The 21,363-nt window shown below is 67.6% G+C and carries 13 protein-coding genes and 1 tRNA gene; 8 read left to right on the plus strand and 6 right to left on the minus strand.

The annotated features are described in order from the left end of the window. Nucleotides 1–31: 31 nt before the first annotated feature. The 5 genes from P3L18_RS27170 to P3L18_RS27190 all read right to left on the minus strand — a co-directional run bounded on the left by P3L18_RS27170 (nucleotide 32) and on the right by P3L18_RS27190 (nucleotide 11,682). Nucleotides 32–1,606, minus strand: a complete 1,575-nt coding sequence (locus tag P3L18_RS27170; RefSeq protein ID WP_276115878.1) for an APC family permease — start codon at nucleotides 1,604–1,606, stop codon at nucleotides 32–34. Between the two features lie 325 nt (nucleotides 1,607–1,931). After that, nucleotides 1,932–5,831, minus strand: coding sequence for a multifunctional oxoglutarate decarboxylase/oxoglutarate dehydrogenase thiamine pyrophosphate-binding subunit/dihydrolipoyllysine-residue succinyltransferase subunit (locus P3L18_RS27175; RefSeq protein ID WP_276115879.1), 3,900 nt, complete (start codon nucleotides 5,829–5,831; stop codon nucleotides 1,932–1,934). A gap of 177 nt (nucleotides 5,832–6,008) precedes the next feature. After that, complete coding sequence (locus P3L18_RS27180) at nucleotides 6,009–9,893, minus strand: ABC transporter ATP-binding protein (RefSeq protein ID WP_276115880.1); 3,885 nt, start codon at nucleotides 9,891–9,893, stop codon at nucleotides 6,009–6,011. Beyond that, nucleotides 9,890–10,612, minus strand: coding sequence for a hypothetical protein (locus P3L18_RS27185; protein WP_006368552.1), 723 nt, complete (start codon nucleotides 10,610–10,612; stop codon nucleotides 9,890–9,892). Before P3L18_RS27185 ends, P3L18_RS27180 begins: the two co-directional genes overlap by 4 nt. After that, nucleotides 10,609–11,682, minus strand: a complete 1,074-nt coding sequence (locus tag P3L18_RS27190; protein WP_276115881.1) for a glutathione S-transferase C-terminal domain-containing protein — start codon at nucleotides 11,680–11,682, stop codon at nucleotides 10,609–10,611. Before P3L18_RS27190 ends, P3L18_RS27185 begins: the two co-directional genes overlap by 4 nt. Nucleotides 11,683–11,770: 88 nt before the next feature. On the opposite strand from P3L18_RS27190, the gene P3L18_RS27195 reads away from it, so the two are divergent. From P3L18_RS27195 to P3L18_RS27225, 7 genes are all read left to right on the plus strand, one after another. After that, nucleotides 11,771–12,439, plus strand: coding sequence for a PadR family transcriptional regulator (locus tag P3L18_RS27195; RefSeq protein ID WP_276115884.1), 669 nt, complete (start codon nucleotides 11,771–11,773; stop codon nucleotides 12,437–12,439). After that, a complete protein-coding gene (locus tag P3L18_RS27200; protein WP_079929331.1) occupies nucleotides 12,436–13,947 on the plus strand; it encodes an MFS transporter in 1,512 nt (503 codons plus the stop codon). Before P3L18_RS27195 ends, P3L18_RS27200 begins: the two co-directional genes overlap by 4 nt. A 99-nt stretch (nucleotides 13,948–14,046) precedes the next feature. Beyond that, nucleotides 14,047–15,288 (plus strand): exonuclease SbcCD subunit D, encoded by a 1,242-nt coding sequence (locus P3L18_RS27205; RefSeq protein WP_276115882.1) that lies wholly within the window; start codon nucleotides 14,047–14,049, stop codon nucleotides 15,286–15,288. Between the two features lie 10 nt (nucleotides 15,289–15,298). Further along, nucleotides 15,299–18,265, plus strand: a complete 2,967-nt coding sequence (locus P3L18_RS27210) for an SMC family ATPase (protein WP_276115883.1) — start codon at nucleotides 15,299–15,301, stop codon at nucleotides 18,263–18,265. Nucleotides 18,266–18,320: 55 nt separating this feature from the next. Next, nucleotides 18,321–18,393 (plus strand) — tRNA-Arg (locus P3L18_RS27215). A gap of 234 nt (nucleotides 18,394–18,627) precedes the next feature. Continuing rightward, complete coding sequence (locus P3L18_RS27220; protein ID WP_079932040.1) at nucleotides 18,628–19,443, plus strand: crotonase/enoyl-CoA hydratase family protein; 816 nt, start codon at nucleotides 18,628–18,630, stop codon at nucleotides 19,441–19,443. A gap of 37 nt (nucleotides 19,444–19,480) precedes the next feature. Next, nucleotides 19,481–19,918 carry a VOC family protein gene (locus P3L18_RS27225; protein ID WP_079932039.1) on the plus strand — a complete coding sequence of 146 codons (438 nt, stop codon included), beginning with the start codon at nucleotides 19,481–19,483 and terminating at the stop codon, nucleotides 19,916–19,918. Nucleotides 19,919–19,952: 34 nt separating this feature from the next. On the opposite strand, the gene P3L18_RS27230 is transcribed toward P3L18_RS27225, so the two are convergent. Further along, nucleotides 19,953–20,330, minus strand: a complete 378-nt coding sequence (locus P3L18_RS27230; protein WP_079932038.1) for a hypothetical protein — start codon at nucleotides 20,328–20,330, stop codon at nucleotides 19,953–19,955. 90 nt (nucleotides 20,331–20,420) lie between these two features. On the opposite strand from P3L18_RS27230, the gene P3L18_RS27235 reads away from it, so the two are divergent. Next, nucleotides 20,421–21,299, plus strand: coding sequence for a class II glutamine amidotransferase (locus tag P3L18_RS27235; protein ID WP_006368543.1), 879 nt, complete (start codon nucleotides 20,421–20,423; stop codon nucleotides 21,297–21,299). The last annotated feature ends 64 nt before the right edge of the window (nucleotides 21,300–21,363 follow it).

Below are 21,363 nucleotides of genomic sequence, written 5' to 3' on the forward strand. Positions count from 1 at the left end.
GAGCATCGTACGGTCAGCCCGACGGTCGCGGTCATGCCGTTTCCCCTGTGGTCCTCGACACCGTCGCGCCTGCAACTGCGGCCTGTGTGACGACCGGGATGTCCATCGTCTGGTCCCGCACGGTGAACCGGGCGCGTTCCTGCACCACACGGCGGTAGATGTAGAGGGCGCAGCCGAGCACCAACAGTGCCAGGCCGACGATGAACTCCCGGATTCCGCCGTATCCGGTCATCGAGAACGAGGTTGCGCCGACCGCGAGCAGCAGGCAGTTGAAGAGGGCCAGTGCGGCGGCCACCCACAGCCAGGGGGTTGACAGCCGCATGGGGCGGGGCAGGTCGGGGCGGTCCCTGCGTAGCAGCAGGACCGCCGACAGCGCGAAGACGTGGCAGAGTACGTAGCCCATGTTGCTCGCCGCGAGCACCGCAACCGTTGTCGGGAGCAGCAGCACGGCGCAGATGTTGAGGACGACGTCGACATACATTCCGCGATTGGGCACATTGTGTTTGTTGACGTGGTCGAACCACGTGATCGTCATGCCACTGCGAGCCATGCCGTAAAGGGTGCGGGCGCCGCCGGCGCTCGCCGCGTTCATCCCGAGCAGGAAGCTGCCGATCATGAAGATGATGACGACATTCGATGCGGCACCACCGATTTCGCGATGGAGGAGATCGGCGTAGAAGCCCATGGGTGCATCGGCCATCGCTTGCTGGCTCACCACGCCGCCGAGTGCCACGGGCAGGAGCGCATAGACGCCGAGGCAGAACATGGCCGAGCGGATCAGCGCCTTGTGGGTGTCGCGTTCGGTGTCGTGGTATTCCGGGGCGAATGTCGCACACACCTCGATCCCGTAGGCCGACCACGCGTTGAGGTAGAGCCAGACGAGTCCGAGTTGTACTGCACCCCAAGGACTGCCCGCAGCGCCGAGCAGCCCCCAGGAGAGGTGTGAGAACGAGAAGTCGGACAGGAAGAACGGGACGATCATGAACAGGATCAGCGGAACGAACAGGAGTGTGCCGGTGAGGTAGCCCATCAGCTTCATCGGTTTGACGCCCAGCGAATTGATGATCCACAACGCGATGATCAGGCCCACCGCGATCAGTCGGGGCAGATCGAGGTGGACGATGTGGGTGACACTCCAGGTCTGGCTTGGAAACCATTGGGCCTGAACGAGACTGCCGGTGGTGAGCCCGAAGATCGCCAGGACCGACGACCATCCGGCCCAGTAACCGATGGCCGACATGGGGCCGGCGAGGCTGAACCGTGACCGCCATCCTTCGAAGGCGTACATCGCGATACCGCCGGAGTGCTCGGGGAACATCGTTGCCGGTTCGGTGTAGATCTTGTTCTGCAACACGGCGATGATCATCGACCCGAGCCAGAAGGCGAGCGCACCGAGGGCGCCGATCTGGCCGGTCGTGTAGCCGATCCCGGCAATGATGAAACCGGGGTTGGACAGCGTCATCACGAAGCCGTCGTACCAATGCATGGTCTTGAGTAGTCGGCGCTCGTCGACGACTGCGACGGCGGTTTCGGTGGAGTGGTGGTCGGCGGTCAGGGCGGCTGTCACGGACGGCGCCGCGTCCGGGTGATCGGAAGAGAGAGACATGGGGTGGAGTCCTTCGGAGAGGAGAGCTGCGATCCTGGCAGAGCCATGCCGTCGAGGAATCCACTGGCGGGGTGCTCTGTCAACCAATAGGAAACTCGCGCAGTGTTGCGCCAGTGTCACCCGCCTGTTTCTTCTTACGATACAAGTCTACCAAGGGTAGACGATTCGTACTGTTTGTTCGATTTCAACGGCCCTCTCCGGTCTGGTCGAGGCCCGCAACCCGACGGCAGTGACAAAGACGGCAGCGATGACAAAGACGGCAGCGATGACAAAGAGGCCGTACCCGGGAAATTCCCGGATACGGCCTCTCGCGGTTCGAAGAACGTCAGGCGAAAGCCCCGTCGATGATCTCGGCCTGCTCGACGGCATGAACCTTGCTCGACCCCGACGACGGCGCCGACATCGGACGCCGCGACAGCCGGCGCAGACCCTTGAGCAGGTCCGGCAGCAACTCGGGCAACCACAGACCCAGGAACGGCCACGGGCCCTGGTTGGCCGGCTCCTCCTGCACCCATGCGAAGTCCTCGGCGTTCGGGTAGCGCTCGAGGGTGTCGCGCAGCCGGCGATGCGGCACCGGGTAGAGCTGCTCGACGCGCACGATGGCGATGTCGTCCCGCTCGTCCTTCTCACGGCGCGCGGCGAGCTCGTAATACAGCTTGCCGCTGACCAGCAGCACGCGCTTGACCTTGTCGCGGTCGGCGTCGGAACCCTTGGCGGCGAAGTGCGGGTCGTCGATCACCGAGCGGAACTTGTCCTCGGTGAAGTCCTCGACCGGCGACACCGCAGCCTTGTTGCGCAGCATCGACTTCGGGGTGAAGACGATCAGCGGGCGGCTGATGCCGTCGAGGACGTGACGACGCAGCAGGTGGAAGTAGCTCGCCGGCGTCGACGGTAGCGCCACGGTCATCGATCCCTCGGCGCACAGCTGCAGGAAACGCTCGATGCGACCGGAGGTGTGGTCGGGGCCCTGGCCCTCATGGCCGTGGGGGAGTAGCAGCACCACGTCGGAGCGCTGGCCCCACTTGGCCTCGCCGGAGCTGATGAATTCGTCGATGATCGACTGCGCGCCGTTGACGAAGTCGCCGAACTGCGCCTCCCACAGGACCAGTGCGTCCGGGTTGCCCACCGAGTAGCCGTACTCGAAACCGACGACCGCGAACTCCGACAACGGCGAGTCGTAGACCATGAAGCGGCCGAGGGACTCACCGTCGCGCGGTGTCAGATGGTTCAGCGGGGTGTACTCCGACCCGTTCTCCCGGTCGATCAGCACCGAGTGGCGCTGGGTGAAGGTGCCGCGACGCGAGTCCTGGCCGGACAGGCGCACCGTACGGCCCTCGATGACCAGCGATCCGAAGGCGAGCAACTCCGCGAACGCCCAGTCGATGCCACCCTCGGTGGACATCTCATGACGACGCTTGAGCACCGGCTTGACACGCGGATGCGGATCGAAGCCCTCGGGCACGTTGAAGAACGCGTCACCGATCTCGGCGAGCACCGACTTGTCGACGGCGGTCACCAACTTCTGCGGCAGCGGCTGATCGGCCTCGACCGACTCCGACGGTTCGGGACGGAACTTCTCGAGCTCCTTGACCTCGTTGAACACCCGCTCCAGCTGACCCTGGTAGTCGCGCAGGGCGTCCTCGGCCTCCTTGGTGGAGATGTCACCACGACCGATGAGGGCCTCGGTGTAGGACTTGCGGACCCCGCGCTTGGTGTCGATCACGTCGTACATCGCTGGCTGGGTCATCGACGGGTCGTCGCCCTCATTGTGGCCGCGACGGCGGAAGCAGACGAGGTCGATCACCACGTCCTTGTGGTAGGTCTCGCGGTAGTCCACGGCCAGCTTGGCGGCCCACACGCAGGCCTCCGGGTCGTCGCCGTTGACGTGGAAGATCGGCGCACCGATCATCTTCGCGACGTCGGTGCAGTACTCCGAGGACCGTGAGTGCTCGGGCGCGGTGGTGAAGCCCACCTGATTGTTGACCACGATGTGCACGGTGCCACCGGTGCGGTAGCCGGGCAGCATCGCCAGGTTCAGCGTCTCGGGCACGACGCCCTGGCCGGCGAATGCGGCGTCGCCGTGCAGCATCAGCGGCAGGATCGAGAACTGCTGGTCCTCGTCGAGCTGATCCTGCTTGGCGCGCACGAGACCCTCGAGTACCGGGTCGACCGCCTCGAGATGACTGGGGTTGGCCGTCAGCGAGACGTTGATCTCGTTGTCGCCGAACATCTGGTAGTACTTGCCCTCGGCACCGAGGTGATACTTCACATCGCCCGAACCGTGGGCCTGCGACGGATTCAGATTGCCCTCGAACTCGGTGAAGATCTTCGAGTACGGCTTGCCGACGATGTTGGCCAGCACATTGAGGCGACCACGGTGCGGCATGCCGATGACGACCTCACCGAGACCGTGCTCGGCGCTCTGGTCGATCACCGCGTCCATCATCGGGATCACCGACTCCGCGCCCTCGAGCGAGAAGCGTTTCTGCCCGACGTACTTGGTCTGCAGGAACGTCTCGAAGGCCTCGGCCGCGTTGAGCTTGGACAGGATGTACTTCTGCTCGGCCACCGGGGGCTTGACGTGCTTGATCTCGACCCGCTCCTGCAGCCAGCGCTGCTGATCGGGTTCGAGGATGTGGGTGTACTCGACACCGACGTGGCGGCAGTAGGCGTCACGCAGGATCGACAGCACATCGCGCAACTTCATCTTATGCTGCCCGTGGAAGCCGCCGACGTTGAACGTGCGGTCGAGGTCCCACAGCGTCAGGCCGTAGGTGAGGATGTCGAGGTCGGGATGGCTGGTCCGCGCATCGCTGTCCATCATCAACGGGTCGATGTCGGCCATCAGATGGCCGCGATTGCGGTATGCCGCGATCAGCTCGAGCACACGGGTGTTCTTGTCGACCGCACCCGCAGGGATGTCCCGACGCCACCGGATCGGCTCGTAGGGGATGTGGAAGGCGGTGAAGATCTCGTCGTAGAACGCGTCGTCGAGGAGCAACTCGTGGATGCGGCGCAGGAAATCGCCGGACTCCGCGCCCTGGATGATGCGGTGATCGTAGGTGGACGTCAGCGTCATCAGCTTGCCGACGCCGAGCTCGGCGATCTGTTCGTCACTGGCGCCCTGGAACTCCGCCGGATACTCCATCGCGCCGGCGCCGATGATCGCGCCCTGCCCCTTCATCAGCCGCGGCACCGAGTGCACGGTGCCGATGGTGCCGGGGTTGGTGAGCGAAACCGTCACGCCCGCAAAGTCTTCCGCGCCGAGCTTGCCGTCGCGGGCGCGCCGCACGATGTCCTGGTAGCCGGTGTAGAACTCGGCGAACCCCATCGTCTCGCACTTCTTGATGGCGGCGACCACCAGCGTGCGGTTGCCATCCTTGCCGACGAGGTCGATGGCCAGGCCGAGGTTGGTGTGGGCCGGGGTGACGACGTTCGGCTTGCCGTCGACCTCGGCGAAATGCCGATTCATGTTCGGGAACGACTTGATCGCCTGCACGATCGCGTAGCCGAGGATGTGGGTGAAGCTGATCTTGCCGCCACGGGTGCGGGCGAGATGGTTGTTGATGACGATGCGGTTGTCGATCATCAGCTTCGCCGGAACGGCGCGAACACTGGTGGCCGTGGGGATCTGCAGCGACGCCGCCATGTTCTTGGCGATGGCGGCGGCCGGTCCGCGCAACACCTTGGTCTCGTCCTCGGTGGCCGCGGGCGCCGCCGCCGCGGGCTTGGCCACCGGCTCCTTGGCGGGGCGATCCTTCTGCGACTGCGACGACCCGTCGCGGCTGGCGACGCTGCGGCCGGAGGCGGCCTTGGTCGCCGACGCCTCGCGGGCGGGGGTCTTGCGGGTGCTCGTCGCACGCGGCTCGGGACCCTGATCGAGGGTCACGCCCTGCTTGCGCTGCGGGGAGGGCTGGGAGTCGGTCGACGTGGCTGGGCTGGGCTTGGCAGTGCTGGGCTTGGTCGGGCTGGGCTTGGTGGGGCTGGGCTGGGCCGGGGCGGACGCCGAGCCGTTGCCGGCGGCGCCGTTCGCGGATGCGGCGCGGGCACCCGTCCCGTTCGACGACCCGCTCGCGCCGGTGTCGCCACCGTTCGGTGTGTAGTTCTTCAGAAGGTCGTGCCAACTCGGGTCCACCGAGTTCGGATCCTTCTGGTACTGCTGGTACATTTCCTCGACCAGCCATTCGTTCTGTCCGAAGTCGGTTTCGGATGTCGAACTGCTCACAGCGGTTTCTCGCCTCAATTCCCTGAAGGTGTCGGGTCGCCACGTCACGACGAAAGTCTCTTGTGAAGATCGTCGTGAACCACCTGCCGATGGTACGCGCCCACCACGCTGTGGACGTCGTGAGTCCCACCTCACCGAGGGCGCACGTCGTCGGGTCGCCGCCGGGCGCCGGTGAACTCAGCGGATGAGTTCGTCGGCAGGTTCGATACCGTCGGCGTCCGGGTCGACACCGGCATCCCAAAACGCGCGGTACCTACCGCCCAACGTGAGCAGATCGTCGTGTGTTCCCATCTCCACGATCCGGCCGCCGTCGACCACCGCGATCACATCGGCGCGCGCCGCGGTCGCGAGGCGATGCGCGACGATCACCGACGTCCGGCTGCGGGTCACCGCGTCGCCGGCGGCGAGCACCATCGCCTCGGTCGCCTGGTCGAGGGTGGCCGTCGCCTCGTCGAGCAGGAGTAGGTCGGGTTCGACGAGCTCGGCTCGCGCGAGCGCGATGAGCTGGCGCTGCCCGGACGACAGTCCGGCCCCGCGCTCGCCGATCGGGTGCCGCATGCCGCCCGGCAGACCGGCGATCATCGTCGTGGCACCGACCGCGGCGGCGGCGGCGGCGATCTGTTCGTGGTCGGCGTCGGGCCGCCCGTAGGCGATGTTGTCGGCGACGGTGCCGGTGAACAGGTGCGGTTCCTGCGGCACGATGCCGATGTGGCGGCGATAGCCGCGCAGCGTGAACCGGCGGATGTCGGTGCCGTCCACCCGCACGACACCGTCGGTGGGGTCGTAGAACCGGGCGAGCAGTTTCACGATCGTGGACTTGCCGGCGCCGGTACGGCCCACCAATGCCAGGGAGGTGCCGGCGGGGATGTGCAGGTCGATGCCGCCGAGCGCGTCGACGCTCGCCCCCGAATACCGGAACGCGACGTCGTCGAGGCGCGCGTCACCGGTGAACCGTGCACCCCCGGGATCGATGGCATCGCTGCGTTCGGCGACGGTCGTCTCGGTACGCAAGAGGTCGGCGATGCGCCGCAGACCGACGACCGCCTGCTGATAACCGTCGAAAACCTGTGAAAGTTGTTGTACAGGACCGAACAACAGCGACAAGTAGAGGATGAAGGCGACCAGGGTGCCCGCCGACAACGCGCCCGTCGTGATCTGGTGCGCGCCGACCGCGATCGTCGCCGCGGTCGCCAGATCGCTGCACAACGTGATGAACGGGAAGTAGACCGAGATCGCCCGCTGCGAGGTCATTCGCGCGCGTACCCAGTCCAACGTCAGCCCGGTGAAGCGGCGGGTGGCCGGGGCGGTGTTGCGGTAGGCCTGGGTGGTCTTGATGCCGGCGATGTTCTCCTGGAAGTCGGCGTTGACCGCACTGACCAGTTCTCGGGAGCGCGTGTAGGCGCGTGAGGCGATCCGACGGAAGACCACGGTCGCCACGATCAGGACCGGCAGCACCGGCAGGATCAGCGCGCCGAGTTCGAGGTCGGTGAACAGCATCGCCACGGTGACCCCGACCAGCGTCAGCACCGCCACGATCGCGGTCGACAGGCCGGTCTGCAAAAACGTCGAGAGGGCGTCGACGTCGGTGGTCATCCGCGTCATGATGCGCCCGGACAACTCGCGCTCGTAGTAGTCGAGGCCGAGTCGCTGCAGGTGCGCGTAGCTGCGCACACGCAAGCCGAACAGCACTCGTTCACCCGCGCGGGTCGAGTACAGCGTCATGCCCGCGGCGGCGAACCAGCCGAGCACGACGGTGCCCACGCCGATCCCGGTCGCGATGAGCAGGGTGCGTTCGTCGGTGTGGGTGGCCGCGTCGATGACGGTGCGTGCCAACGACGGGAAGACCAGCCCGGTGAGGGTGTCCACGCCGATCGCCACGATGGCCAGGGCCAGCAGCCAGCGCACCGGCGCCAGGATCTGCCACAGCGAGAAATGCGGATTCTCCACCCGCATCGCGTCGACGTCGACCCGCGGATCCTCGTCGGCGGGCCGCAATCGTGCGACGGAGGCGAGCAGGGCCGGGGTGGCGGGCATGGCACCCAATGCGCCGGCGATCCCCGCGCCCCGACCGCCGCGGCCCCCGGTTCCACCGGCCGGCGCGGCGCTCCCGGCGCGGGTGGTCGAATCCTCTTCCGGCGCAGGCGCATCGGCGGGCCACAGGTCCTCGGTGTGTTGCGGCGGCGCCGGGGTGAACGTTGCGGCGGCGTCGTCGGCGATCGACTGGACCGGCGACATCAGCGCACGGAAACGCGGGCTGCGCTCTTCGAGCTCGGCGACGGTGCCCACGTCGACGATACGGCCCTCGTCGAGGACGGCGACACGATCGGCGAGCATGAGGGTCGACCGCCGGTGCGCGAGCACCAGCATGGTGGGCCGGTCGGTGGAGCGGTCACGCAGACGGTGCAGGATGCGTGACTCGGTGGAGGCGTCGACCGCCGAGGTCGCATCGTCGAGGACGAGCAAGCGGGGGTCGGCGTAGAGCGCACGTGCCAGGGCCACCCGCTGGCGTTGCCCGCCGGACAGGGTGAGGCCGCGCTCGCCGACGACGGTGTCGAATCCGTCGGGCAGTGCGGTGATGAAGTCGAGGGCGTCGGCGTCCCGGGCGGCGGCGAGCAGGCGCGGCGCCACCGGCCCGGAGCCGGGAGTGGGGGACTGCTCGGGACGATCGCCGAGGGTGATGTTGGTGGCAATGGTGTCCGAGTACAGGAATGGCTCGTCGAAGACGACGCCCACCGCCGAGTGCAGGGCATCCGCAGAGAGTTCGGAGAGCGGATGACGCGTCGAGGAATCCGGTCCGGACAGCAGCGCGATGGTGCCGCGGTCGGGGCGTCGGTGGCGGCTGACGAGATCGGCGAGGGTCGACTTGCCCGATCCGGGCGGACCGACGACGGCGACGCATTCGCCCGGCGCGATCTGCAGATCGATACCGTCGAGGACGGTGCCGTCGTCGTGGCCGAACACCACACCGGACAACTCCAGTCCCAGCGGGCCATCGGGCAGACCGGCGGTGTTCGCGTCGTCGGGGTCGGTGGGTGCGTCGACGACGTCGTAGACCCGCTCCACCGCGGCGCGGGCGAGTTGACCGCTGACCACCACGTTGGTCAGCAGTCGCGCGAGGGTGGTCATGGTCGTGACGTAGGTCGCGAACGCGAGGAAGGTGCCCGCGGTGATCGACCCGTTGAGGGTGAGGTAGCCACCGACACCGATGACCGCGACCAGGCCGAGTTGCGGGATCGCCGACATGGTCGGGGTGAAGTATGAGTTGATCTTGCCCGCACGCAGCCGCTTGGCGAAGAGATCGCGTCCGAGTCCGACGAGTTCATCGACGGCGCGCGTCTCCTGCCCGAACCCCTTGACGACGCGGACGCCGGTGACCGTCTCCTCGACGTGTTGTGCCACATCGGCGGCGGCCTGCTGCGCCGACCAGGTGGCCGCGAACAATCGGCGGCGGGTGGTGAGCACGACCACGGCCACCATCGGCAGGATCGCCAGCGAGATCACGGTGAGCAGTGGCGAGAGATAGAGCATGATGCCCAGCGCGATCACCACCTGGACCGCGGCGCCGGCGGAGAGCGGCACCATCGCCAGCAGTCCCTGCACGATCTGCAGATCCGAGATCGACCGCGAAACGACCTGGCCGGTACGGATGTCGGTCTGGGTGGCGCCGTCGAGATGAAGTAAGGTACGTAAGAGCTTGAGCCGCAACGCATTCTGCACCGAAATCGACAGCTGACCCGCGGTCAGCCGGCGACCGAACTGGCAGAAATACCGCACGATCGCGAGGCCGATCATCGCGACCACGATCGTCGGGATGGTCCACGAACCGGGGATGCCGGTGGCGCGGTCGAGGGCCGCGCGCGCGAGCAATGGCGCGACCAGGTCGACGCCAACCGCCACCAGGGTGACCGTCAACGTCACCATCACGAGCCGGCGGTACTGCAGGCATTCGGCGGTCAGACGGCGCACCCAGCCGCGTCCACCGTCGTCGGGTGAGCCGGCTTCCGGAACGACCGGCCCGGTGGCGGGTGGATCGACCTGGGTCCAGCGGGTCGAGGCGGTCACGGGTTGCCGCGGGGCAACCAGGGGTCGGAGACAACGGTGCCGTCGAGCGTCCAGTGCTGTGGTGGGGGACCGAAGGCCTCGCGCGCATTGGCGATCACCCGCCTGCCCAGCACCCGGTTACCCGCTCCGCCGATGACCGCCCCGATACCCGCGGGGAGGAGGCGGCCGATCACCAACGGAGCGCGTTTGAGTGCGTACTTCTTGGCGATCCGGTTCATCAGGTTCTTGTTGAGTTTCGCGAAGGCGCCACTCGGGGCCGAGGCGCGCCCGAGTCGGCGTAGGGCGCCACCCTGCGTTCCGACGACACGGCCGAGGATGCTCAGGCCCTCCTCGCCGAGGGCGACGGTCAGGACCAGCGTCTTACGACGTTCGCTCTCATGCACCCCGATGCCGTGCACCTCGGCGATCGCGAGTGCCAGCAGCGCCGACGCCTCGAGGAACAGCGCTGTCTCACCGGTCATCGCGCCCAGTGCGGTGAACGTGCCGACGCCGGGGACCGCGGCGGTCGCGCCGACCGCCGACCCGGACCCGGTGACCGCGGTGAGATAGCGCTTCTCCAGGCGGGTGATGATCTGGGCGGGGGAGTCGTCGGGATGCTTCTCCCGAAGCGCCCGAACATACTTGGCGACAGCGGGTGCCTGCAGCCGCTGCGCCTTGTCGAGCATGTTGCCGGTGAACTCCACCGACCGCCCGGACGCGGGAGTCGTCTTCTCGCTCATGACGTCGGCACCCAGTGCTCGGCGGGGACGACCTCGGCGGGACGCGGGGGTGGTGGCGGGGTGCCGTCGCCGAACGGGGCGCCGCCGAGCTCCTCGCGGTGGTGCGGGGTCAGCCAATTGCGCAGGTCGGGGCCCTGCGGAACGATCCCGGTGGGATTGATGTCGCGGTGGACGATGTAGTAGTGCTGCTTGATCTGGGTGAAATCGGTGGTGTCGCCGAAGCCCGGGGTCTGGAAGAGGTCGCGGGCATAGGCCCACAGCACGGGCATCTCGGCGAGTTTGGTGCGATTGCACTTGAAGTGGCCGTGATAGACGGCGTCGAACCGCGCCAAGGTGGTGAACAGTCGCACGTCGGCTTCGGTGATGGTGTCGCCCACCAGGTATCGCTGTGTCGCGAGTCGTTCGGAGAGCTCGTCGAGCTTGGTGAACAGCCGTGCGTAGGCCTTGTCGTAGGAGTCCTGACTACCGGCGAAACCGCATCGGTAGACGCCGTTGTTGACCTCGGTGTACACCCCTTTGTTGACGGCGTCGATCTCGTCGCGCAGATGCTCGGGGTAGAGCTGCGGTGCGCCGTCGCGGTGGTGATCGGTCCACTCGAGTTCGAAGTCGATGGTGATCTGCGGGAAGTCGTTGGTGACGACCTCGCCGGTCGGGATGTCCACGATCGCGGGCACGGTGATGCCCTTGGGGTAGCCGGGGAAACGCTTGTCGTAGGCGTCCTTGAGGCGGGGGATGCCGAGCACCGGATCGACACCGCCGGGGTCGAGGTCGAAGGTCCACGAGTCGGCGTCGTGGGTGGGTCCGCACAGGCCGAGGGAGATGGCGTCCTCGAGTCCGAGGAGCCGGCGCACGATCAGCGTGCGGTTCGCCCACGGGCACGCGCGGGCGGCGACGAGCCGGTAGCGGCCGGCTTCGACGGGATAGCCGTCCCGGCCGTCCCGGGTGATGCGGGTCTCGATGTATTTGGTGTCGCGGACGAACTCCTGGCCGCCGGTGACGTACGAACCCTGCGTGTCGGACGTTGACGAGCCGGATGAGCCCGCTGCTGCGGGGGTGGTGTCGGTGCCCATGACGACCACACTAATCAGCGCTCACGACATTGGCACCGAACACTCCAGGGTGTATATTCCACGTGGAATATTTGGTGTGGGTCGAAAGGTGGGCGTCGTGGGTGCCGGTCGCGGTGGGGGTGAGCATGTGTTGGCTCCGTTGGCGGTGCTGGTGCTCGGGCTGCTCGCCGAACAACCGTTGCACCCGTACGAGATGGTGCAGATCACGCTCGAGCGACGTGAGGATCGGCTGGTGAAGTTTCGGCCGGGCACGCTCTACCACACGGTCGACCGGCTTCTCGGGAACGGACTGATCGAGGTCCACGACGTCCGACGCGAGGGCAACCGGCCCGAACGCACCGTCTATGCGATCACCGAGGCCGGACAGGAGGCGCTCGTGGTCAATCTCGAGCGCATCCTCGCCCAGCACTCACCCGAGTATCCCGAGCTCTACCTCGCGCTGTCGGAAGCCCATGCCCTTCCCCGGCCGCGGGTGATCGAGTTGCTCTCGGCCCGCATCGAGGCGATGCGCGCCGATCTCGCGCAGTTCGTCGACGCCGCCGAGTGGGCGTCGGGCAAGGGCATCCCGGAGATGTTCTTCCTCGACGCCGGCTGTCGGATCGTCACCCTGCGGACCCAGATCGAGTGGCTCGCCGGTCTTCTCGGCCGTCTGGAGTCCGGAGAGATCGAATGGCTCGACGACCCGGATTCGCCCTATGCCGCCATGCAGCACATGTTCTCCTCCCTAGAGTCTCCACAGAAAGTGACCCCGCAATGAGTACGTCCACCTCCCCGGCGGCGGTGACCAACCGCCCCTGGCTGTCCCTGATGGCGCTGTGCGTCGGGTTCTTCATGATCCTCGTAGACATGACGATCGTCGCCGTCGCCCAACCCGAGATCCAGGTCGCCCTGCGCACCGACGTCAACGGCATCGTGTGGGTCACCAGCGCCTACCTGCTCACCTACGCCGTACCGCTGCTGATCACCGGACGGCTCGGTGACAAATACGGCCCCAAACTCGTCTACCAGGTCGGGCTGGTCGTCTTCACCGCCGCGAGTGTGTGGTGCGGTTTCGCCGGTTCGATCGGTGAACTGATCGCCGCACGCGCCCTCCAGGGCATCGGTGCCGCGCTGATCACCCCGCAGACCATGGCGCTCATCACCCGGATCTTCCCGCCCGAGAAGCGCGGCGCGGCCATGGGCGTGTGGGGCACCGTCGCCGGTGTCGCCACCCTGGTCGGCCCGCTGCTCGGTGGGATCCTCACCGACCAATTCGGTTGGGAGTGGATCTTCTTCGTGAACCTGCCGGTCGGCATCGTCGGGCTGATCCTCGCCGCCACCCTGGTGCCCTCGGTCGACACCCACGACCATTCCTTCGACTGGATCGGCGTGGTGCTGTCGGCGGTCGGTCTGTCGGCGCTCGTCTTCGGCATCCAGGACGGCGAGAAGTACGACTGGGCGGCCTGGATCTGGGCGCTGATCATCGGCGGCATCGCGGTGATGGCCGTCTTCATCTACTGGCAGTCGCGCATCCGCACCGAACCACTCGTGCCGCTCTCGCTGTTCAAGGACCGCAACTTCACCCTCTCCAACATCGGTATCGCGTCGATGGGTTTCGCGATCTCCGGCCTGATGATCCCCGTGATGTTCTTCCTGCAGCTCGTCGGCGGGATGTCGCCGACCCGCTCGGCGGTGATGATGGTGCCGATGGCGGTGCTCACCGGCATCCTCGCGCCGATCGTCGGTCGGGTCCTCGACAAGGTCCATCCCAGCGCGATCATCGCCACCGCGTTGCTGCTGCAGGCGATCGCCGTCGGCTGGGTCGGCGTGATCGCCCGCCCGTCGACACCGGTGTGGCAGTTGATCATTCCGATGTGTCTGATGGGCATTGCCTCGGCGGGCATCTGGGCGCCGCTGGCGGCGACGGCGACACGCAACCTGCCATGGCAACAGGCCGGCGCGGGAGCGGGGGTCTACAACACCACCCGGATGATCGGTTCGGTGATCGGCTCGGCGGCCGTCGGCGCCATCATGCAGACCCGACTGGCCGCCGAACTGCCCGGGGTGAACACCACCGAGCAGAGCAGTGCGGTCAGTCAGCTGCCCGCGTTCGTGCGTGAGCCGTTCGCCACCGCCATGGGCCAGTCGCTGTACCTGCCGGCCGGGGTGCTGCTGATCGGTGTTCTCGCCACGTTGTTCCTGACGCGGCCCAAGCACCAGGCGTCGCCGTTCACCGGGGCGGCCGCGGTCTCCAAGGGCGAGGTCGAGGGAGCCGGCGCGGCGTAGCCCGGTTCGTCGAGTCCGTCCCAGGTCGGGGGAGGTGCTGCGGGATGTCCCCGCGGCGCCTCCCCCGATCTGTCGGTGGCCGATCGTACGGTGTTGGACATGCGGATTCTGCACACCTCGGACTGGCACCTCGGCCGGACGTTCCACGGTGTCGAGCTCCTCTCCGATCAACGTCGGATGCTCGCCGACATCGCTGCGATCGTCGCCGCCGAGTCGGTCGACGTCGTCGTGGTGGCGGGCGATGTGTACGACCGTTCGGTTCCCTCGGTGGATGCGGTGTCCGTCTACGACGCCGGCCTGGGTGACATCGCCGCCGCCGGGGCGCAGATCGTCGTCACCTCCGGCAACCACGATTCACCGACCCGACTCGGTGCCGCATCGGCATTCGCGGCCGCGGGCGGACTGCACCTGCGCACGAGTGTGGCTGCCATCGACACACCGGTCCTGCTCGACGACGAGTTCGGCCCGGTGGCGTTCTACGGGATTCCCTACCTCGAACCCGACGCCGTCCGAAAGGCTTTCGACATCGATGCCCCGTGCGGTCATCAGGGCGTCCTGGGCGCGGCAATGGACCGGGTGCGCGCCGACGCCACCGCACGCGGCGCGCGTACCGTCGTCGCCGCCCACGCGTTCGTCAGCGGGGCCGTCAGTACCGGATCGGAGCGGTCCATCAGCGTCGGTGGGGTGGAAACGGTTGCCGCCGATACGTTCTCAGGGATCGATTACGTTGCGCTCGGTCACCTGCACTCACCGCAGGAGATCACCCCGGCGGTGCGCTACAGCGGCTCGCCGATGCCGTACTCCTTTGGTGAGAACAGTCATCGCAAGGGCGTGTGGCTCGTCGATCTCGATGCCGACGGCGTGACCGACGTTCGCCTGCACGAGCTGCCCGCCCTGCGTGGGTTGTCCTCCCTGCGAGGCACTCTCGATGAGCTCCTCGGTGACGAGAAGTACGCCGACGCGCATGAGCACTACATCGAGGCGACGCTCACCGACACCATCCGGCCGCTCGACGCGATGCGCCGACTGCGCGAGCGATTCCCCTACGCGGTGCACGTGCACTGGGAGCGACCGGAGGCCCTCGGTCGTCTCGATTACCGGTCGCGCATACGCGGACGCACCGACGCAGAGATCATCGCTGCCTTCGTCGGTGACGTCCGTGACGAGCCGTCCGTGGCCGAGCGGGACCTGATCGAGCGTGCGCTGCGTGAGGTCGTCGGCGAACCCGAAGTGGTCGAGGCCGGTGCTGCCGAGGTCGGTGCTGCTGACATCGAGGCCATCGAGGCCGATCAAGGGCAGTGGGCGCTGTTCGCCCTCGACACCGAACCGAAGTCGGCGTGAGGCGCCGCCGATGAGACTGCATCGTTTACGGATGACGGCGTTCGGGCCGTTCGCCGCGGACACCAAGATCGATTTCGACGCCCTCGGTGCCGACGGCCTGTTCCTGCTGCACGGGCAGACCGGAGCCGGAAAGACCTCGGTGCTCGACGCCGTGGCCTTCGCGCTGTTCGGCAGGGTGCCCGGTTCGCGGCAGGAGGGACGCCGACTGCACTCCGATCATGCTGATGCACAGCAGGTTCCGGAAGTGGAGCTCGAGGCCACCATCGGTGGCCGACGGATGCGCATCGTGCGCGCACCGGAATACCATCGACCCAAGAAGCGCGGAACCGGCACCACCAAGGTCCAGGCAAAGGCCACGATGACCTGGCTCGACGACTCGGGCCCGGCATTGACCCGGCTACCGGAGATCGGTGAGTCGATCACGCGACTGCTCGGGATGAGTGCCGATCAGTTCTTCCAGGTCGTGCTCCTCCCGCAGGGCGACTTCGCGCGATTCCTGCGCGCGAGCTCCGAGGATCGAGAAGCGTTGCTGGAGCGGCTGTTCGACACCGAGCGGTTCGGTGGGGTCGAGGAGTGGCTCAAGGACCGTGCCCGGCAGGCCGAATCAGCTCTCGGTGAGAAGGCGGCGGCGGTCGAACGCATCGCCGGTCAGATGGCAGCAGTGCTCGACTGCGAACCACCGGCGGAGGCGGAGATCGACTGGGCGCAAGGGTGTCTGGCCAACGCCCGGGAGACCGTCGAGTCCGCCCACCGGCGACTCGCCGCGGCGCAGGCCGAACTCGACGGTGCGCAGACAACACTCGCGAACGGAAATCGGCTGGCGGAGTTACGGCGTCGAGGCCTCGAGGCGCAGGCGCGATTGACTCAGCTCGATGCCGGAGCTGCCGATCTCGAGCAGGCACGCGTCGCGGCGCGGGCAGCTCGCGCCGCGGCACCGATCATTCCGCTCGCCGACGACCACGACGCCGCAGCGTCGGCTGCGGCCGCCGCGACCCGCGCATACGACTCTGCCGCAGCGGGATTCGCCGACCTACCCGAGGGAGCAGCGCTCGCGGGCTCCGACGCTGATCTCGATGCGGCGATCGAACGGTGGACCGGGGAGTCGGCGCGGTGGGAGCCGCTCGCGCGACGCGTCGAACAGCGTCCCACGCTGCTGACCGACCTTCGTCGGCTCGACGCCGAAGTGGCTGCCGCACAAGCCCGTACCGCCGAGCTGACCGGCATGCTGGAGGCCGCGCCGGACCGCCGTCAGGTTGCGGTGACCGCGTTGACGGCCGCATCCGAGGCGAGATCCGACGTGCAACGGCTCGCCGCCGACCGCGAACGATGCGAGGAGCTGGTCGCAGCGTTCGTCGCGCGGCAAGCGCTGGACGCCGAGCTCACGCAGGCTCGGACGGAGGTGCTCGCCGCACGTGAATCACACACCGTCGCGCGCGAACACCACCTCGATCTGCGGGAGCGTCGGATCGCCGGCATGGCCGCCGAGCTCGCCTCGACGCTCACCCCGGGAGAGCCGTGCATGGTGTGCGGATCAACCGAGCACCCGGCGCCCGCCGACGCCGGCGAGCAGACCGACGTCGCGAAGACCGCGGAAGCCGCGGCGGCGGCCGCCGAAGATCGTGCGGCCGAGCGCCGGAGGCGAGCCGAGACGGCGCTGGCCACGCTCGAGGCACGCCGTGTGCACCTCGAGGAGGAGATCGGTGAGGAGTCCGCGGATGTGGTGCGATCGCGTCGACAGGCACTCGACCGTGAGCTCGCCGACGCCCGGACCCGGGTGGCGTCGATCCCGACCCTCGAACGCGCCGTCAACGCCATCGATGCCGAGATCGAGACCTGGCGCACCGAACTCGGCCGTCTCGCGGCGTCGACGTCCGCGCGCGCGGAACGCCGCTCGACGCTGCGTCGCGAGATCGACGATCTCGATGACGAGGTCGCACAGGCCACCGGCGGGCGGATCGGTGTCGATGAGCGACGTGCCGAGCTGGCCGAGCTGTGTCGTCGGGCTCGGGCCCTGCGCGATGCGCGAGCCGACCTGCACCGCGCGGTCCGACACCGTGACGACCTCGCCGGTCGACTCGAATTGCGGTTGTCCGAAGCCGGATTCAGTGATGTGGGGGCGCTGCGCGACGCGGCGGCGACGCCCGCGCAGCTCGATGCCTGGGAGACGATGATCTCTCGGGCGGCGGAGCTGCGCGCCGGCGCCCAGGAAACGATGGCAGACGCCGATGTCGCTGCGGCGCTGTCGACCGAGCCGGTCGACACCGGCGTTTTGTCGGAGGCGCTGGCGCAGGCCCAACGGCGGCAGGAGGCGGCGGCGCGTGAGCACGCCCTGGCCGCCCGAACGGTGACGCGACTCGAGGAGCTCGTCGCCGAGTTCTGGTCGGCGCTCGACGTGCTGGCACCGGCCCGGGAGCGGCACGCTCGCGTGCAGGGTCTGGCCGATCTGGTCGCCGGGCGCGGCCAGAACGCGCGCAAGATGTCGCTGCACTCCTATGTGCTGGCCTCGCGTCTCGAGGAGGTCTTGGTGGCGGCGTCGGTTCGGCTGCATCAGATGTCCTCGGGCCGTTACGAATTCGTCCACTCCGATGCGGCCGGTCCGCGCGGTCGCCGCGGTGGTCTGGGCATCGAGGTGCACGACGAGTACACCGGCGCCGTTCGTGCGGCCACCACGCTGTCCGGTGGAGAGACCTTCTTCGCCTCGCTGGCCCTGGCCCTCGGACTGGCCGATGTCGTGTCCGCGGAATCCGGTGGCCGCGTCCTCGACACCATCTTCATCGACGAGGGCTTCGGTTCCCTGGACCCCGAGGCGCTCGACCTCGTCATGGGCGTCCTCGACGAGTTGCGTTCGGGCGGACGGGTGGTCGGCGTCGTCAGCCACGTCGACGAGATGCGCGCGCGGATTCCGGCGCAACTGCACGTGGTGCGGGGGACCAACGGGTCCTCAGTGCGCATGGACGGCGTGGTGGGCGTGTCGTGACCTGCCGGATTGGGTTGCCGGACCGGAGTGCGCTACTCTGAGTGCCGCCCGTTGAGCCCCCGTAGCTCAGGGGATAGAGCGTCTGCCTCCGGAGCAGAAGGCCGCAGGTTCGAATCCTGCCGGGGGCACCGTGACATCCCTTCCGGCCTCCGGCCGGTGTGCGCCTGCTGTGTTTGAAAGAGATCCACGGAGGCGCACCGTGACTTCCCCAGCCGCTACACCCCCTCTGTTCGTGCGAGACGGCGCGACATCCTGCACGCGCAACGTCTACCGTGCCACCGCACCCACCTGTAACGTCGGCAGCGCACCCTGGACAACAGCGTGCAGTCGTGACGTCCGACCCCCGGGAGATCGGTATCAGTATGAGCGAGCACAGAATCCGCCTCGACGTCGACGCTGACGGCGTCGCGACGGTGACGCTGGATCGCGCCGAGAAGCACAACGCTCTCGATGCTGCGATGTTCGAGGCGCTCGTGGACGTCACCGAGAAGCTGGCCGCCGATCGCACCGTGCGCGCCGTCGTACTCCACGGCGACGGCAAGAGTTTTTGTTCGGGCCTCGACATCACGAGTCTGGGTGACCGCGAGGGCAGCGGTCCGATGGATCTCATGGCACGCGAGGACGGCCGCGCCGCCAATCTGGCCCAGCGCGTGTCCTACGACTGGTCGCGCATCGCCGCGCCGGTGATCGCCGCTGTGCACGGCAACTGCTTCGGCGGCGGCATGCAGATCGCGCTCGGTGCCGACATTCGGTATGCGGCACCGGATGCCCGACTGTCGATCATGGAGGTCAAGTGGGGTCTGGTGCCCGACATGGGTATCACCCAGACCTTGCCGCGGCTCGTCGGCATCGACGTCGCCAAGGAGTTGACGTTCACCGGACGCATCCTGAACGGAACCGAAGCCGATGCGCTCGGCCTCGTCACCCGCGTCGCCGACGACCCGCTCGCCGAGGCATTGGCGCTGGCTCACGAGATCGCCGGCAAATCCCCGCATGCCGTTCAAGCCGCCAAGCGTCTCTACGACGACACCTGGACGAGCTCCGATCCGGCATCGGCGCTGCTGTTGGAGAGCGAACTGCAGGTCGGTCTGATGGGTTCGCCGAATCAGTTGGAGGCGGTCGCGGCGGGGATGAGTCGCCGCACTCCCGTGTTCGCCGATCCGGAGGTTCAGCAATGAACGGGCCCAACAGAATTCCCAAACGAGGGCGCCACGCATGACGATCCGGATGAACAACGTCGGCATCGTCGTCGAGGATCTCTCGGCGGTAATCGACTTCTTCGTCGAACTCGGGCTCGAGCTCGAGGGTCGCGCGATGGCCGAGGGGGAGTGGGCCGGTCGGGTGACCGGGCTGGCCGATCAGCGCGTCGAGGTCGCGATGATGCGCACGCCCGACGGACACGGTCGGCTCGAACTCTCACGGTTCCTCGCACCCGAGGTGATCGACGACCATCGCAACGCGCCGGTGAACGCGCTCGGATATCTGCGAGTCATGTTCGAGGTCGACGACCTCGACCACACCCTCGCCCGAGCCGTCGCGAAAGGCGCGCGTCTCGTCGGCCCCGAAGTGGTGCAGTACGAGAACGTCTATCGCCTCTGTTACATCCGCGGGCCCGAGAACATCCTGGTGGGACTCGCGCAGAACATCAGCTGAGTCTCGCTTGACGAGAGCTAGCTCGCCAGAACCTTCAGGCGTCGGGGACAAACCCGCTGTCGGCGCCCTCGGCGAGCCCCACGTAGAGGCGGCGCCACGGGTCGTGGCCCACGAGATGCCACCGATGTCCGGTGCCGACGGTGTCCTCGGCCACCAGCACCATCCCCGGCTCGAGCCGGAACTGCTCCCCGTCGCGGGTCACGAAGTCCAGAACACCGGCGAGGGTGATCACGTACTGCCGCCGCGGCGCGGTGTGCCAATCGAGAGACCCGCCACTCTCGGTTTCCTGGAACGCCGAGGTCGTCGTGGCTGCCGACGCCGAGCGCACCGCGTTCTCCACCAGATCGATGTGTCCGTGCCGGACGTGTGAACGTCCGTCCTCGTCGTTGTGCAGGCGGATGGCTCGGATCATGGGGTCACCCTATCGATTCGCCGAGGTCTGCCGGTGCCGAGCCGCTGCGGTTGGGCATTGCGCGGTGCGGGTGATTGCTACGGTCGGTCCATGTGTCGCTGGCTGGCCTACACCGGTTCCCCGATTCATCTCGAGGACCTGCTGACCAGGCCGTCGCACTCGCTGGTCGACCAGAGCTTCGAGGCGCGTCAGCTCTATCTCCCGGGCTCGCCGATGACGACGATGATTCGGCATCACGACTGGCCGACCAACGGCGACGGCTTCGGATTCGGGTGGTACGGCGATCGCGATTTTCCCGGCCAGTACCGCGACACCCGGCCCGCCTGGAGCGACCACAACCTGCAGCGACTCGCCGAGCAGATCCGGTCACCGATGTTCCTCGCGCATGTGCGCGCGGCGCTCGGCGGCACCACCGAACGTGTGAACTGCCATCCGTTCGTGCACGGGCGCTGGCTGTTTCAGCACAACGGGGAGATTCCGCGGTTCTCGGATCTCAAGCGGGACCTGACCTTCGACATCGATCCCGAGCTGTACCCGTTCGTGGAGGGCAACGCCGACACCGAGGTGTGCTTCTTCCTCGCCCTGACCTACGGACTGGCGAGCGACCCAAAGGGCGCGTTCGCGCGGATGGTGGCCCGTATCGAGCGGGCGCGCGCCGACCACGGCGTCGTCGAACCCTTTGTCGGTACCTTCTGCGCCGCCGACGGCGACGCGCTCTACGCGCTGAGGTACTCGAGCGACCGGTCCTCGCGCACGCTGTATCACTCGACGGGACACATGCGGTTGTCGGCGGCCGATCCGGGAGCGCATATCGAGCTGCCCGCCGACGGCCGGATTCTGGTGTCCGAGCCGCTCGAACTGGAGTACCGGGACACGCATTGGACGGCGGTGCCGGAATGGTCGTTCGTCACCCTGCGGGCCGGGACCGAACCCGTCGTCGAGGAGTTCGACCCGACGCCGGCCGCCTGACGTGTGCCTGTCATCAACGCATGGCGAGGTCACCGGCGTCCGTTGTGGTGTGCCGGTGACTTCG

Source organism: Gordonia sp. N1V, from assembly GCF_029269935.1.
GTDB classification, from domain to species: Bacteria; Actinomycetota; Actinomycetes; order Mycobacteriales; family Mycobacteriaceae; genus Gordonia; species Gordonia polyisoprenivorans.